The sequence below is a fragment of the Anaeromyxobacter sp. K genome, assembly GCF_000020805.1.
In the GTDB taxonomy this organism is placed as follows: domain Bacteria; phylum Myxococcota; class Myxococcia; order Myxococcales; family Anaeromyxobacteraceae; genus Anaeromyxobacter; species Anaeromyxobacter dehalogenans.
Genome location: NC_011145.1, coordinates 2,067,609 through 2,083,325, shown reverse-complemented (window position 1 = coordinate 2,083,325; position 15,717 = coordinate 2,067,609). Strand labels below are relative to the sequence as shown.

The window sequence follows — 15,717 nt, the reverse complement described above, 5'->3', positions numbered from 1 at the left end:
ACTTGCGCCGGGCAGTCTTGACGCGCCCGGACACCGGAGCGCGGTTCCGCGAACGACTCTGGGTCGGGGGACGCGAGGGTCGGGAGACGACGGAGGACGACGCGCCTGCGAACGACTCTGGGTCGGGGGGGGAGATGCCTCACGGGGTCAGGCGGGCATCGCGAAGCCGGCGCGGGCCAGCAGCGTCGCCTCGTCGAACCAGAGCCTCCGGGCCAGCTCCGCGGTCGCCTCCCGGTCCAGGGTGACCATGGCCGAGCCGGCCCATGCCCAGACCCGGTTCTGCGCGTTCCACAGGTCGAGCCGCAGGCCCAGCCGCTCGGCCAGGCTCAGGATCCCGGCGAGCTCCGCCGCCCGCGCCGCCGGCGCCTGCCCCGCCACCAGCGCCGACACCCGGTCGTCCACGAGCTGCTCCACGTCGCGCCGGACGGCGTCGATGTGCAGGTGCGCCCCCAGCCGGCGGGCGAGCTCCACGGTGGCCCCCAGCTCCGCCTCGGCGGCGGCGAGGTCCACCTCCCCCCTCCGCGCCGCGCCGGTGACGCGGAGCACGCGGGCGGTCAGCGTCACGTCGGCGGTGACCCGCAGCGGCCCCGGGACCGGCGAGTCGATCTCCCGCAGGAACTCCATCAGGCGCCGGTTGTCCTCGAAGATCTCGCGGTAGCCCTCCTCGTACCGGCGCAGCGTCCCTTCCAGCAGCGTGCCCGCCACGCGGCGGCGCTCGTCCAGGAACAGGTCGCGCAGGCCGTAGTCGCGCCCGGGGAAGAAGCGGTCCACCGCCCGCAGCAGCTGCGCCAGCGACTGCGCCGGCGACCGGGCCAGCAGCGCCTCCTCCAGCTCGGCGAGCTGCTCCGGCCCGCGGTACGGCGCCAGCCCGCAGCGGAAGTCGGCCGCGCCGAAGTGGAGCACGCAGGCGACCGCGTCGAGGGTCTCGCGGGTGAGCGCGCTCTCGAGCTGCAGCCGGCACAGCGCCACCGCGACCGGGCCGGCCGCCGCGGCCCGCCGCCCCTCGACCCGGTACGCGTAGCAGAACACCCAGCCCGCGTCCGGCACCGGCCGCACCGACGCGGCGATGGCGAGGTGGGCGCCCACGCCCTCCAGCGACACCACGCTCGGCTCGACCAGCCGCCGGAACACCTCGCGCCCGTTCGCCAGCGCCGGGTCGTTGGAGGGCGCGGCGGCGAGCGCGCGCTCCAGCCCGGGCTGCAGGTCCACGCCGGCGACCTCGCGGGCGAGCTGCACCGCGCGCGCCGCGTACCGGAGCACCTGCACCGTCTCGATCCCGGACAGCTCGGAGAAGAACCAGCCGCAGCTCGTGAACATGAGCTGCCCCTGCCGCTGCATCTCCAGCAGCCGGAGCGCGCGGACCGCCTCCTCCGCCGAGAGCGCCCTCCCCGCCTCGCGCCGCACGAAGTCCGGCGCGTCCCGGCGCTCCGGGTCCACCAGCACCTCGGCGTAGCGGTCGCGCGTCCGCCACGGGTCCGGCAGCAGCCCCGCCGCCTCGCGCTCGTAGACGCCGTCGAGCTGCCCGCGCAGCCCCTCCAGCGCGGTCCGCAGCGGCGCGCGCCAGGCCTGCGTCCAGCCCTCCGCGCCGCCCGCGCTGCACCCGCAGTCCGAGCGCCAGCGCTCCACCCCGTGCGCGCAGCTCCAGGACGACCCCTCGGCGATCTCCGCCTCCCACTCCACCGGGATCCGGTCCAGCGCCTGGCCCAGGTTCACCAGCTCCACGCCCGGCCGCCGCGCCAGCTCGCGCAGCGCCCCGGCCAGCACCTCGTCGCCGCCCTTCTTGTGGTGGCCGAGCGTCTCGCCGTCCACCGCCACCGTGAGCAGCTCGTCGTGGTCGCGGCCCGCGTCGAACCCGCCCTCCAGCCGATCGAGGAGCGCGGCGGCGGAGCCGAGCGCGTCGCCGAACGCCAGGTCGCGCGCGATGTGGCCGTCGTAGAAGAACACGGTGAGCTCGCGGGCGCCGGCGCGCACGCGGTACGGCCGCGTCGGGTCGAAGCGCGCGCCGGTGGCGTCGGCCCACTCGCCGCCGGGCGGCCGCACCCGGACCGCCTGGTACGGCGAGAGGATGGTGAACCGGAGGCCCTCGCCCGCCAGCGCCTCCAGCGTGGCCGCGTCGGCGGCGGTCTCCGGCAGCCAGAACCCCTCCGGCTCGCGGTGGAAGCGGCGCCGGAAGTCGACGAGGCCCCAGCGGATCTGCGTGAGCCGGTCGCGGGGCGAGGCGAGCGGCAGGATGGCGTGGTTGTAGCCCTGCGCGAGCGCGTTGCCGTGGCCGCGCAGCTCCAGGCTGCGCGCGTCGGCCTCGAGGACGCGCGCGTAGGCGTCGGGCCGGTGGCGCTCCAGCCACGCGAGCAGCGTGGGACCGAAGTTGAACGACAGGTGGAGGTAGCTGTCCACGATGTCGAGGATCCGGCCGCGCCCGTCCTTCAGGCGCGCCGCGCCGTTCGGCGCGTAGCACTCCACCGCGATCCGCTCGTTCCAGTCGTGGAACGGGTCGGCCGAGTCCTGCACCTCGATGGCCTCGATCCAGGGGTTCTCGCGCGGCGGCTGGTAGAAGTGCCCGTGCAGGCAGAGCAGGCGGCGGGACATGGGTCCGACATGGTAGGCGCGCCCCGGCGCGGCGCGACTGCTCGTCGGGGCCGTTCCGCTCCTGCGCCGGCCCCTCGTTCGGCGGCCCCCCGTGCGCGGGCGCGCCGACCGCGCGCGGGGGCGATCCTGGGCTATGGTGCGCGCACCATGAAGGTCGCCCTCACCATCGCGGGCTCGGACTCCGGCGGCGGCGCCGGCATCCAGGCCGACCTCCGCACCTTCGCCGCCCACCGGCTCCACGGCACCTCCGCCATCACCGCCGTCACCGCCCAGAACTCGGTGGCGGTGACCGCCTGGGTGGCGCTCGAGCCGGCCATGGTGGTCGCGCAGCTCGAGGCGGTCGCGACCGACATGCCGGTCGCGGCCACCAAGACCGGAATGCTCGCGAACGCGGCCATCATCGGCGCGGTGGCCGACGCGGCGGCGCGGCTGCCGCTCGGGCCGCTGGTGGTGGACCCGGTGATGGTCGCGAAGAGCGGCGACCGGCTGCTCGACGCGGCCGCGGAGCGCGCCTACGTGGAGCGGCTGTTCCCGCTCGCCACCGTGGTCACGCCCAACCTGCACGAGGCCGAGGCGCTCCTGGGCAGGCCGGTGCGCGGGCTCGCGGCGATGCGCGAGGCGGCGCGCGACCTCCACCGGCTGGGCGCGCGCGCGGTGCTGGTGAAGGGCGGCGAGAGCGTGCCGGGCGCCGAGGACGTGTTCTTCGACGGGTCCCGGCTCGAGGAGATCCCCGGCCCGCGCATCGACACCGCCAACGTGCACGGCACCGGCTGCACGCTCTCCGCCGCCCTGTGCGCCCGGCTCGCGCTCGGCGACGCGCTGCTCGACGCGGTCCGCGGCGCGAAGGCCTACCTCGTGGAGGCGCTGCGCCGCTCGTACACGGTGGGCAAGGGGCGCGGGCCGGTGGACCACCTGCACCCGCTCACCGGGTAGCGTCGCCCGGCCGCGCCGCTCAGAGCGTGATCACCTGGTCGAGCTTCGCGCCCGAGAGCGCCTTGTACAGATCCGGGAAGCAGCCGATGGGGATCCCCTCGATCAGCCGGTCGGCGATGGCGCGCTGGTAGCAGCACTGGTCGCAGCCCATGAGCAGCATGCCGCTCTTGCGCGCGACCGCGGCGAGCCGCTCGCCGGTGGGGTTGCCCTTCACCAGCAGGTAGGTGTTGTCCACGAAGAAGAACATCCCGACCACGGTCGCGCCGTGGCGGCCCTCCTCGAGCTGCGGGACGATCATCTTCTCGAGGATGTACGACGCGTTCGGCGTCGAGAACACGTAGGCGACGTTCAAGCGCTGCTCCCTTCCGGCTGGGCCGCGGCGGCCCGCACCGCGGCCGCGACCAGGTCTGCGCGATCGAGGTGGACGGGGTGCACCCCGCTCACCTGGGCCCGAAGGAGCGCCGGCGTGAGGTCGCGCGGCGGCGTGCCGGCCTCGAGCAGCGCGCAGGCGGCCTCGGCGTAGGCGAGCAGCGAGGCGCAGGTGGTGGCGCGGAAGCGCGCCCGGACCACCCGCTCGCGCTCGAGCCACAGCCCGACCCGCACCCGCAGGCGCTCGCCGCCCTCGGCCTCGCCCGCCCGGTCTGCCCGGTCGATCGCGGCGCCGTGGCGCAGGCTCGAGACCAGGTCGGCGACGGAGCGGGACACGGCCCCTCCCCATGCCACGCCTCCGCTCGGCGTGCGTGTACCGGAAGGGTCGCAGCGCGTAGACTGCGCCGCCATGCGAAAGAAGATCCTGCTCCTCGGCTCCGGCGAGCTCGGCAAGGAGTTCACCATCGCGGCGCAGCGCCTCGGCCAGGAGGTGATCGCCGTCGACTCCTACGACGGCGCGCCCGCTCAGCAGGTGGCCCACGCGCGCGAGGTCGTGAGCATGCTCGACGGCGCGGCGCTCGACGCGCTGGTCGCGAAGCACCGGCCCGACGTGATCGTCCCGGAGATCGAGGCCATCCGCACCGAGCGCCTCCAGGCGTACGAGGCGCAGGGCGTCCAGGTCGTCCCGAGCGCCCGCGCCGCCGCGGTCACCATGAACCGCCGCGCCATCCGCGACCTCGCCGCCCGCGAGCTCGGGGTCGCCACCGCGCGCTACGCCTACGCCTCGACGCCCGAGGCGTTCCGCACGGCGGTCCGCGAGATCGGCCTCCCCTGCGTGGTGAAGCCGCTCATGTCCTCGTCGGGCAAGGGGCAGAGCGTGGTGCGCGCCGAGGGCGACCTCGAGGCCGCCTGGTCCTACGCGATGTCCGGCACCCGCGGCGACCTGCGCGAGGTGATCGTCGAGGAGTTCATCCCGTTCGAGTCGGAGATCACGCTCCTCACCGTCACCCAGCGGCGCGGCGAGACGCTGTTCTGCCCGCCCATCGGCCACCGCCAGGAGCGCGGCGACTACCAGGAGAGCTGGCAGCCGCACCCGGTGCCGGCGCCGCTCCTCGAGGAGGCGCGGCGGATGGCGGCGGCGGTGACCCGCGCGCTCGGCGGCGCGGGCATCTTCGGCGTGGAGTTCTTCCTGGGGAAGGACCGGGTCTGGTTCTCGGAGCTGTCGCCGCGACCGCACGACACCGGGATGGTGACGCTGGCCGGCACGCAGCCGCTCAACGAGTTCGAGCTGCACCTGCGCGCGGTGCTCGGCCTGCCCATCCCGCCGGTCACGCTGGTCCGGCCGGGCGCGAGCGCGGTGATCCTGGCGCACGGCACCGGCGCGCCGGCGGTGCGCGGGCTGGAGGCGGCGCTCTCCGAGCCGGGGGCCGACGTGCGCATCTTCGGGAAGCCGGCGCTGCGCCCGCACCGGCGCATGGGCGTGGCGCTCGTCGCGGGCACGCCCGGCGACGATCCGCGCGCGCTGGTGGAGCGGGCCAGGGCGGTCGCCGCCCGCGTCACCGTCGATCCGTAGCGGACGCCTGTCGCCGCGGCGACGGCCGATCGTCGTCGTCCGGCGCGTCGCCGCGCCCACGCGAAGCGTGTCCCGCGCGACACGTCGCGGGGAAAGCGCGCGCCGCAGCAGGGCGCGAGGGCGGGCACGCGAGGTGCAGTACCGGGGATCGTCTCGCAACCTCCTTCCCCGGAATCGCACCATGTTCGAACGCGCCGCCTTCCTCGCCATCCCCGTTGCGCTCGCGCTGCTCGCGGGCGCCTGCTCCAGCCGGTCCGACGCGGCGGTCCCGCCGTCGCCCTCCGCGCACGCGGCGACCGCCCTCCCCGACCCCGCCGCCGTCCCCGCGCCGGCGCCGGTCCCGGAGCAGGCCGGCTTCCGCCCCGCCGAGCCCGAGCCGCAGCCCAGCGCCGAGGAGATCGCCGCCTTCCAGGCGCCGGTCCCGAAGTAGCCACCCCCCGGCCTCCCCCGCCCGCCGCGGGGGAGGCGCGCCGGGCCGCGCCGCGTTGCGCCCTCTCCGGCTGGGGGTTAGCCTCGCGCCCGTCCATGCCCTCCGATCCCGCGCGCCTCGAGGCGCTCCGCCAGGCGCTCCTCGCCGAGGCCACCCGCCTCGCCCCCGCCAGCCTGGAGGAGCTCGCCCGGCCGGCCCCGGTGCCCTCCGAGGGCCTGCGTGCGTTCGCCGCGACGCTGCTCGCGGACCGGGAGGCGCTGCGGGCCTGGCTGGAGGCCGCGCTGGCGGCGCCGCGCGCCGGCGCCGGGTTCGCGCAGGACCCGGCCGGCGATCTCGCCGCCCGGCTGGTGACGGCGCTGCTCGCCCGCAACCAGTTCCTGCCGGTCGGCGCGCGCGAGGAGGGCCGGCTGGCGGGGCTCGTGGCCGGCGCGCTCCGCTCGGGCGCCGGCGCGCTCGCGGCGGCGCGCACCGAGGCGGCGCTCGCCGAGGCGCTGGCGGCCGTGGCCGAGGCGTTCCGGTCGGACCTGGCCGGCTTCGTGGCCGGGCTCGGCGGCGGCGCCGCGCCCGCGCTGCGCGAGGTGGTCTCCGCCGAGTACGGGCCCGAGCTGCAGCTCCGCGTGCTCGGGCTCGATCCCGGCGCGCTCCTCGCGCCGGTGCTCGACCTCGGCTGCGGGACCGAGGCGCGGCTGGTGCGCTGGCTCGCGGCCCGGGGCGTGGACGCGCGCGGGGTGGACCGCGCCGCGGCGCCCGCCGGGCGCGTGCAGCGCGGCGACTGGCTCACCGTCCCGGTCGCGCCCGCCAGCCTCGGCACGATCGTGTCGCACCTGGGCTTCTCGCTGCACTTCCTCCACCACCACCTGCGCCCGGGCGACGAGGCGCTCCGCTACGCGCGCCGGTACATGGAGCTGCTGCGCGCGCTGCGCCCCGGCGGCACGTTCGCGTACGCGCCGGGCCTGCCGTTCGTGGAGGCGCACCTCCCCCCGGATCGCTGGCGCGTGGAGACGACGCCGGTGCCGGCGCCGCCGCCTGCCGCGCCGGGCGGTGCGGCGCTGCCCTGGTACGCGTGCCGCGTCACGCGCCGTGCGTAGCCGCTAGCGCCCGAACAGCCCCTTCAGCTTCTTCCGCGCCTCCTCCTCGAGCTGCTGCTTCCGCTTCTGGGCCTCGTCGCGCGCCTTCTGCTCCGCCGCGGCCTTCTGCTTCTCGAGGTCCGCGCCGGCCGCGCCCGCCTTGTCGCCGAGGAGCTTCCCGGCGACCGAGGTCGCCGCCTGCTTCGCGATGGCCTGCACCGCCGCGTCGAGCGCGAGCCCGTCGAGGCGCGGGCTCCAGGCCGGGCCGGAGAGGTTGAACGTCACCGGGATGGGCGCGCTCGTCTTCGCCCGGCCGCCGGTGATCTTCGCGATCACCTCCGGGCCGAGCTCCAGCGTGGTCGGCATCTGCAGCGTGCCGTCCAGCCGCACGCCGCCGTCGAACGAGAGCGCGTTGTCCCCGGTCTTGATCGTGATCGGCTTGGTGAGCTTCGCCACGCCGTTCGCGATCTGGAACGCGAAGCCGAGCTGCTTGCCCAGGCTGGTCGAGCCGCCCTCGGTGACGCGCCCGCCCGCGAACGGGAGCTTCGAGGCGATGGGCGCGGCGACCGCGGCCACCAGGTCCTTCCCGAAGAACGCGCCGTCGCGCAGGTCGCCGGTGAGCGAGCCGGTGGCGCTCTGCTTGATGGGGTCGAGCGAGGTGCCCTTGCCGGTGAGCTGCAGCGCCGCGTCGAGCTTACCGCCGAGCACCTTGCGCTTCGAGAAGAGCGCCAGCATCTGCTCGCCCTCCACGCCCTTCATGGTCACGTCGATCTTGAACGGCTCCTCCGGGTGGGCGAGCTTCACCGCGGTGCCGCCCGCGGACACGTTGCCGCCGAACGCGACCAGCCGCGCCTCCTCCAGCGTCACCGCGTCCTCCACCACCTTCACCTTCAGCACCACGTCGCGCAGGTCCTGCTGCTTCATGCGCAGCAGGCCGAGCCGCACGCTCGCCGTTCCGGAGATCCCCGCGAACGTCTTCGGGTCGAGCGGCTTCGAGGCCTCCGCCTGCTTCGGCGGCTCCGGAGCCCCCTCCGGCGCCGGGATGAGCAGCCGGTCGAGATCGAGCCGCTGGCCGGACAGCTCCGCGTCGAAGCGCGTGGTGGGCCTCTCCTTCGTGCCGCCCATGGCCACCCGGGCCTTCCCGGCCAGCGCGTCGCCGAGCAGGTCCAGGTCGAGCCGCGTCAGCTCCACCTGCTGCTCCGCGCCGGCCTTGCGGTACGTGCCGGCCGCGCGCGCCGACATGGGATCGCCCGGCTTCTTCGCGACGGAGCCGCCCGGCCGCAGGTCCACGCCGGCGAGGTCGGCGCTCGCGTCGAAGCGGACCACGCCGCCCTGCTGCGCCAGGTCGGCGCGGGCCACGAGCGACATGGGCGCGCCGGCCGCCTTCGAGAGCTGCCGCGGGATGGACAGGTGGACCGGGCCGAGGTCCACCCGCAGCTCGAGCGACTGCGCCGCCTGCCCGCCCGAGCCCTTCAGCGATAGCCCGATGGGCCCGGCCACCACGTTCCCGCCCAGCTGCTTCCGGAGCGGCGGGTAGTAGGCGGTGAGCGCGGCGAGGTCGAGCCCCCGGGAGACGATCTCCAGCCCCTGCACGCGCGGCGCGTCGCCGCGCAGCCCGGTGGCGGCGCCGTGGCCGGTGAGGCCCACCGGCCCGGCGGTGAGCTCGAGCTTGCCGATGCGCAGGTCGCCCTTCTCCGCGTCGGCGTCCAGGTCGGCGTCGAGCGCCGCGTCCAGCTTCTTGCCGCCCTCCTGCCCGGCGAAGGCGAGCTGGTCGGCGCGGAAGCCGCCCTTCACCGTGGTGCGCCCGCTGCCGCCCGGCACCGCCGCCCCCAGCGCCACCGCCAGGTCGGCCTGGAAGCGGCCGCCGCGGAACCCGGCCTCGCCGGGCACGAACGGCGCGAGCGGCCCGAGGTCGATGGGCTGGACCTTCAGCGTCAGCTGCTCGGGCGTGGGCACCAGCGTGGGCGGCAGCGGCGCCGCCTTCACCCGCAGCTCCAGGTTCTGCGCCTTCGCCAGCACCGCCGCCTTCAGGACCACCTCGAGCGGCCGGCCGGCGCGCAGGTCGCGCACCTCGACGTCGAGGTCGTCCACGTACAGCTCCTCGGCGCCCTTCACGCTCCGGTCCAGGAACGCGATGCGCGCGTTCTCCACCGCGGCGCGGTCCACCCGCACCGCCGAGAGGTCCGCCGGCTTCTGCTCGCCCGCCGGCGCCTCCGCCGCGGGCTCCTTCGCGGACGTCTCCTGCAGCCGCTTCGCCACGCGCTCCAGGTTCGTGGTCCCGTCGGGGAAGCGGATCACGTTCACCCGCAGTCCGTCCACGACCGCCTCGCGGACGGTCACGCGCTTCCCGCCCGAGAGCAGCGCCCCGACCAGGTTCACCTCGACCTCGGCGCGCTCCAGCGTGGCGAGCGGGCGGTCCTCGCCCTCCCCGGCGCCGACCGACACGCCGGCGACGCGCACGCCCACGCCGCCGAGGAGCCGGGTCTTCACGCGCTCCACGGCCACCGGGCGCCCGAGCTGCTGCGAGAGCCGGTCCGTCTGCTTGCGGACCTGCGAGAGGAGGATGCGATCGAGCAGCAGCACGGCGGCAATCCCGAGGACCACGACGACCGCGACGACGACCCCGAGGACCTTCGGCCAGCGGCGGGAGCGAGCGGGAGACATGGCGGGAGGCTACGTCGGAGCGGGCGGGTTGTCAGCACGGAGCGTCCTGCGCCGGGGCGACGGCGGCGCGCGCCCCGGCGCGGCCCCGGGCGACCGGGCGGCGGGGCGCCGGGCGACGGGGCCGGGAGGCACCCTGCAAATCCTCCCCGGCCGGGCCGGCCCGTGGCAGGCTGGATGGTTCGTTCGCCGACACCTCGCCCGGAGCGCCGCCGTGCCCACCCCGATCGCCCTGCTCGCCGCCCTCACCCTCGCCGCGGCCCCCGCGAAGCCCCCGGCGCAGCCCGCCACGAGCCGCGCCCAGGTGCCGGACCGCTACAAGTGGAAGCTCGCCGACCTGTTCCCGGACGACGCGGCCTGGGCCAGGGCGCGGGCGGACCTGGCCAGCCGGCTCCCCGGCTTCGACCGGCACCGCGGGCACCTCGGCGACTCGGCCAGGGCGCTCGCCGACGCGCTCTCGGAGATGGGCGCGCTGCAGAACGCGCTCGAGCGCGTCTACGTGTACGCCTCCGCGCGCGCCGACGAGGACACGCGCGAGCCCGGGCCGCGCGCCATGCGCGCGGAGGCGGAGCGGCTCGCGGTCGAGGCCCAGGCGGCGCTGTCCTGGGTGCGGCCGGCGGTGCTGGATCTGCCGCCGGAGACGGTGAAGCGCTTCCTGGGCGAGGACCCGCGCCTGCGCGAGTGGGCGTTCTTCCTCGACGACACGCTCCGCTGGAAGCCGCACACGCTGCCCGCCGGCGAGGAGCGGATCGTGGCGAAGACCGGCGACCTCGACGGCGCCGGGCGCGACGTGCACTCGGTCCTGCTCAACGCGGACCTGCCCTTCCCCACCGTGAAGCTCTCCACCGGCGCGGTCCGGCTGGACCAGGCGGGCTACGAGCGCTCGCGCACCAGCCCGGTGGCCGCCGACCGCGAGAAGGTCTTCCACGCGTACTTCGGCGCGCTGAAGCAGTACGAGCGCACCATCGGCACGGCCCTGTACGCGCAGGTGAAGGCGCACCTGTTCGAGCGGGACGTGCGCCGGTTCGACTCGTCGCTCGCGGCGGCGCTGTTCCGCGACAACGTGCCCACCGCCGTGTACGAGCGGCTGGTGGCGGACGTGAACGCGAACCTCCCCACCCTGCACCGCTACCTGAAGCTCAGGCAGCGCATGCTCGGCCTGCAGCGGCTCCGCTACGAGGACCTGTACGTCCCGCTGGTGAAGGCGGTGGACCGCCGCTACGACGTGGACCAGGCGGTGGCGCTCACGCTCGACGCGGTGAAGCCGCTCGGCGACGCCTACGTCGCGAAGCTGCGCGGCGGGTTCCAGTCCGGGTGGACCGACTTCCTCCCGGTCACCGGCAAGCGGGCCGGCGCGTACTCCACCGGCGTGTACGGCGTGCACCCGTACCAGCTCCTCAACTTCAACGGTCAGTGGACCGACGTCTCCACGCTCGCGCACGAGGCCGGGCACTCGATGCACACGGTGCTCGCGTTCGAGAAGCAGCCCTACGCCACCTCGAACTACGCCACGTTCGTCGCCGAGGTGGCCTCCACGCTCAACGAGAACCTGCTGTTCCGCCGCGCCATCGGACAGGCGAAGGACGACGGCGAGCGGCTGGCGCTGCTCGGGAACCGCCTGGAGTCGCTGCGCACCACCCTGTTCCGCCAGACCATGTTCGCGGAGTTCGAGCTCGCCATCCACCAGCTCGCCGAGAAGGGCGAGGCGCTCACCGGCGAGAAGATGAGCGCGCTCTACCTGGGGCTGGTGCGCAGGTACTACGGGCACGACGCCGGCGTCTGCCAGGTGGCCGACCTCTACGGCGCCGAGTGGACCTACATCCAGCACTTCTTCCACTACGACTTCTACGTGTACCAGTACGCGACCAGCCTGGTCGCCTCCACCGCCATCGCCCGCGCCATCCGCGAGGACGAGGCGCAGGGGCGCACCGGGGCACGCGATCGCTACCTGGCCATGCTCGCCGCGGGCGGCTCGCGCTACCCGGTCGACCTGCTGCGCGAGGCGGGGGTGGACATGACCACGCCCGCGCCGTTCGCGGCCGCCATGGAGGAGATGAACGCCACCATGGACGAGATGGAGCGCATCCTGAAGCGGACCCCGGGCGCGGCCGGCCGGCCGGCGGCGCCCGCGCAGCCCGCGCAGCCCGCGCAGCCCACGCAGCCCACGAAGGGCCGCTAGCGGCCCGGCACCACCGGCGACACCGCGGGGGGCGGCGCCTCCGGCGCGTGCGGCGCGAACGGCCACACGTGCGCGCGGCGCGCCAGCAGCAGGCCGGCGAGCACCGCCAGCACCACGAGCCAGGCCAGCCGGCGGCGCGTCCGCGCCCTGCGATCCTCGTAGGGATCGTCGAGCGTGCGGCGCGCGCCGGGCGGCAGCGCCGCCGCGTGGGTCAGCGCCGCGCCCAGCGGCACGTTCACCTTCACCCGCCCGTTCACGGCCCAGCCGTTCGCGTCCAGCACCGGGCCGATGTTCCGCTGCCGCAGCTTCAGCCACGCGATGAGCATGGACGGCCCGGAGACGACGAGCAGCACGCCCAGCACCGCCACCGCCTTCGCCCACCACGGCTCCAGCCCGACGAAGCCCGACACCAGCCCGCCGAGCAGCGTGCCGATGGCGCCGGCGCCGACGCCCAGGGCGGCGACGATCCCGACCATCTTGCCGACGTCCACCGCGGCCGGGACCGGCGGCTTCCCGCCGGTGGCCGCGCCCACCCCCGCCTCCGCGCCCGCGGCGAGGCGCGCCTCCGACGCCTTCTCCTTCGCGGCGGCGAACCGCGCCACCTGGTCCTCGATCATCCGCAGGAACTTCTTGTACGGCGAGAAGAACGCCTGGCGGATGGAGATCGGGTTGTCCACGATCTTCACGATGGTGGCGTCCCAGTCCCGCCCCTGCCGGTCGTAGAACAGGCCGTTCCGCCCCACCATCAGGTAGTCCGAGTCACCCTGCGTGAAGCAGGCCGCGATCTTCATGGCCTCGCCGCCGGGGCGGCGGCAGTCGCAGTAGGCGATGTACATGCGCGAGTGGGCGGCCAGCACCGCGTGCGCGCCCGGGTCGTCCACCCGCACGCACAGGTCGCAGCTCCGGCCGTCGAGGTACAGCGTGCCCGCCTGGAACACGGCCGGGCGGCGCGGGTCGTAGAAGTCGGCGAACGAGACGAAGTTGCGGAGCAGCAGCGCCAGGTCGCGGTGGTAGTGCACCATCCGCACCACGTCGCCGATGGCCGCCTCCTCCGCCTCGAGGGCGAGGTCGCGCGCCACGAGCGCCTCGATGGGCGCCTTCCCCATGGCGAGCAGCGCCCGCACGCGCGGCACGCCGAGCGGCTCCACCGCCTGCGCGGGCCTGGCCCCGAGCCACGCCTGGTACGGCAGGAAGCGCGCCGAGAGCAGCTCCCACTCGTCGGCCGTGAGCGCGGCCTTGTCCGCCCCGAGGACCGGCGCGACCACCTTCTCGCGCAGCGCGGCCAGCGCCGCGGCCCAGGCCGGGTTCAGCGGGCCGCCGAGCGGCAGCGGGCGCCCGGGCTCCACCCGCGCGAGCGGGAACGCGGCCACCTCGTCGCGCGACCGGGCCAGGTCGCGGGCCGCGAGCGCCACCAGCTCCGGCTCGGACCGGTTCATGGCCACCGCGGCGCGCGGGTCGAGCGCGGCCAGCCGGCAGCGGACGAAGTGGTCGTCGACCTTCTCCTTCACCGTCCGGAACGCCTCCCAGGCCGCCGCGGTCGCCTCGCCCAGGAACGCCACGTCCGGCGCCTCGCCGGCCCGGGCCCAGGCGTCGAGCTTCGCCAGGTCCTCGAAGAAGGCGTCGAGCCGCTTGCGGTCGATGCCGGGGTTGCCGCTCCGGTCGCGCTCGCTGCCGGCGCAGGCGATCGCGTCGGCGATGGCCTGGCGCACCTCGGGATCGTCGGCGGTCTCGGGCGGCACCACGCCGTCGCCGTTGAAGCGCGTGCGCTCGTACAGCCTGGTCAGGTCGGCCACGTCGGCCGGCAGCACCGCGGACGCCTCCGGCTTCCCGAGGTGGAACAGCACCTGGCGCGCGGCGCCGAGCAGCACGTGCCCCGCCGGCTTCGCGGCGTCGATGTCGGCGAGCGGCAGCGCGTCCCCGCCGCGCAGCAGCGACTCCAGGTCCACCAGCCGCTCCTCGCACCAGCGCAGCGCGGCCAGCACCTCCGGCGCGCGGACGCGGCCGTCGCGATCCAGGTCGAGCAGCTCCAGGGTGCGCGCGTCGAGCTCCAGGCCCCGCGTCGGGCAGGAGAGCGCCACCCAGAGCTTCTGGTCCAGCTCGGCGAGGCGCGCGAGGTCCTCGCCGGTCTCGAGGTAGGGCTGCTCCAGGCCGCCGACGCGATAGAAGCGCCAGCGGTGCGGGCCGGCGCGCTTCTGCGGCGCGCGCGGGACGGGCGCGGACGGTGGCGGCGGCGTGGCGGGAACCGCGGCGGCGGGCTCGGACATGGACTCCCCCGGTGCAGGCAGCCGCCCGGCGAGCGCACGGGCGGTGGACCGGTCCGTTGTATCCCATGCCGCGGGCGGGTGGGTACCGCGCGGTCGGCCGCACGGCCCGGCGGGCGCCGGCACGCCCGCCCGCTGCGTGTGTAGAATCGCGAAGATGTGGACCCCGGACCTCGCGCTCCTCGACGCGCTGCCCTCGCCGGGCGTGCTCGGCGTGCTCGAGGCGGCCTGGGTGGTCGCGGCGAGCTGCTGGATCCTGCTGGAGCGCCGCTCCCCCACCGCCACGCTGGCCTGGATCCTGGCGCTCGCCGCCATGCCGGTGGTGGGCGTGGCGGTGTACCTGGTGGTCGGGCCCCGGCGGCTCGACCGCAAGAAGCTGCGCCTGAACGTGCTGAAGCGCGCCCGCGGCGCCTACCTGGAGGCGTGGGATCGGGCCACCGCGCGCGATCTCTCCAGCATGGGCCAGCTCGCGCGGCTCGCGATCCGGCTCCAGGCGCCGCCGCCCGAGACCGCGCGAACGGTCGTCCTCTTCTCGGAGGGCGACGACCACTTCGAGGCGCTGGAGCGAGACCTCGCGGCCGCGCGGCACCACGTCCACGTCGAGATGTACATCTTCGAGCGCGACCGGACCGGCGCGCGCGTGCTCGCCGCCCTGGCCGCCGCCGCCCGCCGCGGCGTGCAGGTGCGGCTGCTGGTGGACGACGCGGGGTCGCCGCGGCTCGGCGCCGCGCTGCTCGCGCCGCTCCGCGAGGCGGGCGGCGAGGTGGAGCGCTTCAATCCGATGCTCGTGTCGCGGCTGCGCGGCGGCTCGGCGAACTTCCGCACCCACCGGAAGATCGTGGTGTGCGACGGGCGGGTGGGCTTCACCGGCGGGATGAACGTGTCGGACGACCAGAGCGCCGCGGCGGTGGGCCGGTCCGCCTGGCGGGACACCACGGTGCGCATCGAGGGGGCCGCGGTCCACGGCCTGCAGCTCACCTTCCTCGAGAACTGGGCCTTCGCCACCGGCAAGACCGGCTCGCCGCTGCCGGCGGGCGGGCTCCGGCCGTACTTCCCCGACGAGCCGCCCGGGTCGCACGAGGTGCAGATCGTTCCGTCCGGCCCGGACCAGGACACGTCCACGGTCGGCCAGCTCCACGTGGCCGCGATCGGCGGCGCGCGCGAGCGCGTGTGGATCACCACCCCGTACTTCGTGCCCGACGAGGCCATGCTCGCGGCGCTGACCAGCGCCGCGCTCCGCGGCGTGGACGTGCGCCTGCTGCTGCCGCGCCGCACCGACTCGCGGGTGGTGGACGCCGCCTCGCGCACGTACCACGACGCGCTGCTCGCGGCCGGCGCGCGGATCTGGCTCTACGGGCCGCGCATGCTCCACGCCAAGACCTGCCTCGTGGACCAGGACGTCGGGATGATCGGCACCGCCAACCTCGACAACCGAAGCCTGCGCCTCAACTTCGAGGTCACGGCCGTGCTGTACGGCGCCCCCGCGGTGCAGGCGCTCGCGGAGCTGTTCGAGCGCGATCTCGAGGTGGCCCGGCCCAAGACCACGCGCGAGGCCGACGCGCCGTTCCTTTCGCGCCTCGGCGCCAGCGCGGCGCGGCTGCTGGCACCGCAGCTGTAGCGAGGGCTGCGGCCGCCGCGTCCCGCGGCTGCGGCCCCTC

The 15,717-nt window shown here is 75.9% G+C and carries 11 protein-coding genes; 6 read left to right on the top strand and 5 right to left on the bottom strand.

Features of this window, described 5'->3' with window-relative positions:
* Window positions 1–147 precede the first annotated feature (147 nt).
* The gene (locus ANAEK_RS09175; protein WP_012525876.1) at window positions 148–2,586 is read right to left on the bottom strand and encodes a DUF3536 domain-containing protein; all 2,439 of its coding nucleotides are present in this window, start codon (window positions 2,584–2,586) and stop codon (window positions 148–150) included.
* Window positions 2,587–2,733: 147 nt separating this feature from the next.
* Between ANAEK_RS09175 and thiD the strand changes: the two genes are divergently transcribed.
* Entirely contained in the window at window positions 2,734–3,519 is a 786-nt protein-coding gene (gene thiD / locus ANAEK_RS09170; RefSeq protein WP_012525875.1) for a bifunctional hydroxymethylpyrimidine kinase/phosphomethylpyrimidine kinase, read from the top strand.
* Between the two features lie 19 nt (window positions 3,520–3,538).
* Here the strand turns inward: thiD and ANAEK_RS09165 are convergent, their stop codons facing one another.
* Complete coding sequence (locus ANAEK_RS09165; RefSeq protein WP_012525874.1) at window positions 3,539–3,871, bottom strand: SaoD/DsrE family protein; 333 nt, start codon at window positions 3,869–3,871, stop codon at window positions 3,539–3,541.
* Window positions 3,868–4,224 carry a DUF732 domain-containing protein gene (locus ANAEK_RS09160; protein ID WP_012525873.1) on the bottom strand — a complete coding sequence of 119 codons (357 nt, stop codon included), beginning with the start codon at window positions 4,222–4,224 and terminating at the stop codon, window positions 3,868–3,870. Before ANAEK_RS09160 ends, ANAEK_RS09165 begins: the two co-directional genes overlap by 4 nt.
* A gap of 73 nt (window positions 4,225–4,297) precedes the next feature.
* Here ANAEK_RS09160 and purT point away from each other — a divergent pair, with 73 nt between their 5' ends.
* The 3 genes from purT to ANAEK_RS09145 all read left to right on the top strand — a co-directional run bounded on the left by purT (window position 4,298) and on the right by ANAEK_RS09145 (window position 6,979).
* Complete coding sequence (purT, locus tag ANAEK_RS09155) at window positions 4,298–5,461, top strand: formate-dependent phosphoribosylglycinamide formyltransferase (protein WP_012525872.1); 1,164 nt, start codon at window positions 4,298–4,300, stop codon at window positions 5,459–5,461.
* A gap of 181 nt (window positions 5,462–5,642) precedes the next feature.
* Complete coding sequence (locus ANAEK_RS09150) at window positions 5,643–5,891, top strand: hypothetical protein (RefSeq protein WP_012525871.1); 249 nt, start codon at window positions 5,643–5,645, stop codon at window positions 5,889–5,891.
* A gap of 95 nt (window positions 5,892–5,986) precedes the next feature.
* Window positions 5,987–6,979 carry a class I SAM-dependent methyltransferase gene (locus tag ANAEK_RS09145; RefSeq protein WP_012525870.1) on the top strand — a complete coding sequence of 331 codons (993 nt, stop codon included), beginning with the start codon at window positions 5,987–5,989 and terminating at the stop codon, window positions 6,977–6,979.
* 3 nt (window positions 6,980–6,982) lie between these two features.
* Here ANAEK_RS09145 and ANAEK_RS09140 read toward each other — a convergent pair whose 3' ends face one another.
* Complete coding sequence (locus ANAEK_RS09140; RefSeq protein WP_012525869.1) at window positions 6,983–9,622, bottom strand: AsmA-like C-terminal region-containing protein; 2,640 nt, start codon at window positions 9,620–9,622, stop codon at window positions 6,983–6,985.
* 211 nt (window positions 9,623–9,833) lie between these two features.
* Between ANAEK_RS09140 and pepF the strand changes: the two genes are divergently transcribed.
* Complete coding sequence (pepF, locus tag ANAEK_RS09135; RefSeq protein ID WP_012525868.1) at window positions 9,834–11,798, top strand: oligoendopeptidase F; 1,965 nt, start codon at window positions 9,834–9,836, stop codon at window positions 11,796–11,798.
* Here pepF and ANAEK_RS09130 read toward each other — a convergent pair.
* Window positions 11,795–14,062: a hypothetical protein gene (locus tag ANAEK_RS09130; RefSeq protein WP_012525867.1), complete on the bottom strand. Its 2,268-nt coding sequence runs from the start codon at window positions 14,060–14,062 to the stop codon at window positions 11,795–11,797. The two genes, pepF and ANAEK_RS09130, sit on opposite strands and share 4 nt — an antisense overlap.
* 154 nt (window positions 14,063–14,216) lie before the next feature.
* Here ANAEK_RS09130 and cls point away from each other — a divergent pair, with 154 nt between their 5' ends.
* Window positions 14,217–15,677 (top strand): cardiolipin synthase, encoded by a 1,461-nt coding sequence (cls, locus tag ANAEK_RS09125; RefSeq protein ID WP_012525866.1) that lies wholly within the window; start codon window positions 14,217–14,219, stop codon window positions 15,675–15,677.
* Window positions 15,678–15,717: the final 40 nt, after the last annotated feature.

Excerpts from the sequence above, each read along its gene's own strand:
- ANAEK_RS09175 (WP_012525876.1), bottom strand. The coding sequence starts at position 2,586 with ATGTCCCGCCGCCTGCTCTGCCTGCACGGGCACTTCTACCAGCCGCCG.
- thiD (WP_012525875.1), top strand. The coding sequence starts at position 2,734 with ATGAAGGTCGCCCTCACCATCGCGGGCTCGGACTCCGGCGGCGGCGCC.
- purT (WP_012525872.1), top strand. The coding sequence starts at position 4,298 with ATGCGAAAGAAGATCCTGCTCCTCGGCTCCGGCGAGCTCGGCAAGGAG.
- ANAEK_RS09150 (WP_012525871.1), top strand. The coding sequence starts at position 5,643 with ATGTTCGAACGCGCCGCCTTCCTCGCCATCCCCGTTGCGCTCGCGCTG.
- ANAEK_RS09145 (WP_012525870.1), top strand. The coding sequence starts at position 5,987 with ATGCCCTCCGATCCCGCGCGCCTCGAGGCGCTCCGCCAGGCGCTCCTC.
- ANAEK_RS09140 (WP_012525869.1), bottom strand. The coding sequence starts at position 9,622 with ATGTCTCCCGCTCGCTCCCGCCGCTGGCCGAAGGTCCTCGGGGTCGTC.
- ANAEK_RS09130 (WP_012525867.1), bottom strand. The coding sequence starts at position 14,062 with ATGTCCGAGCCCGCCGCCGCGGTTCCCGCCACGCCGCCGCCACCGTCC.
- cls (WP_012525866.1), top strand. The coding sequence starts at position 14,217 with ATGTGGACCCCGGACCTCGCGCTCCTCGACGCGCTGCCCTCGCCGGGC.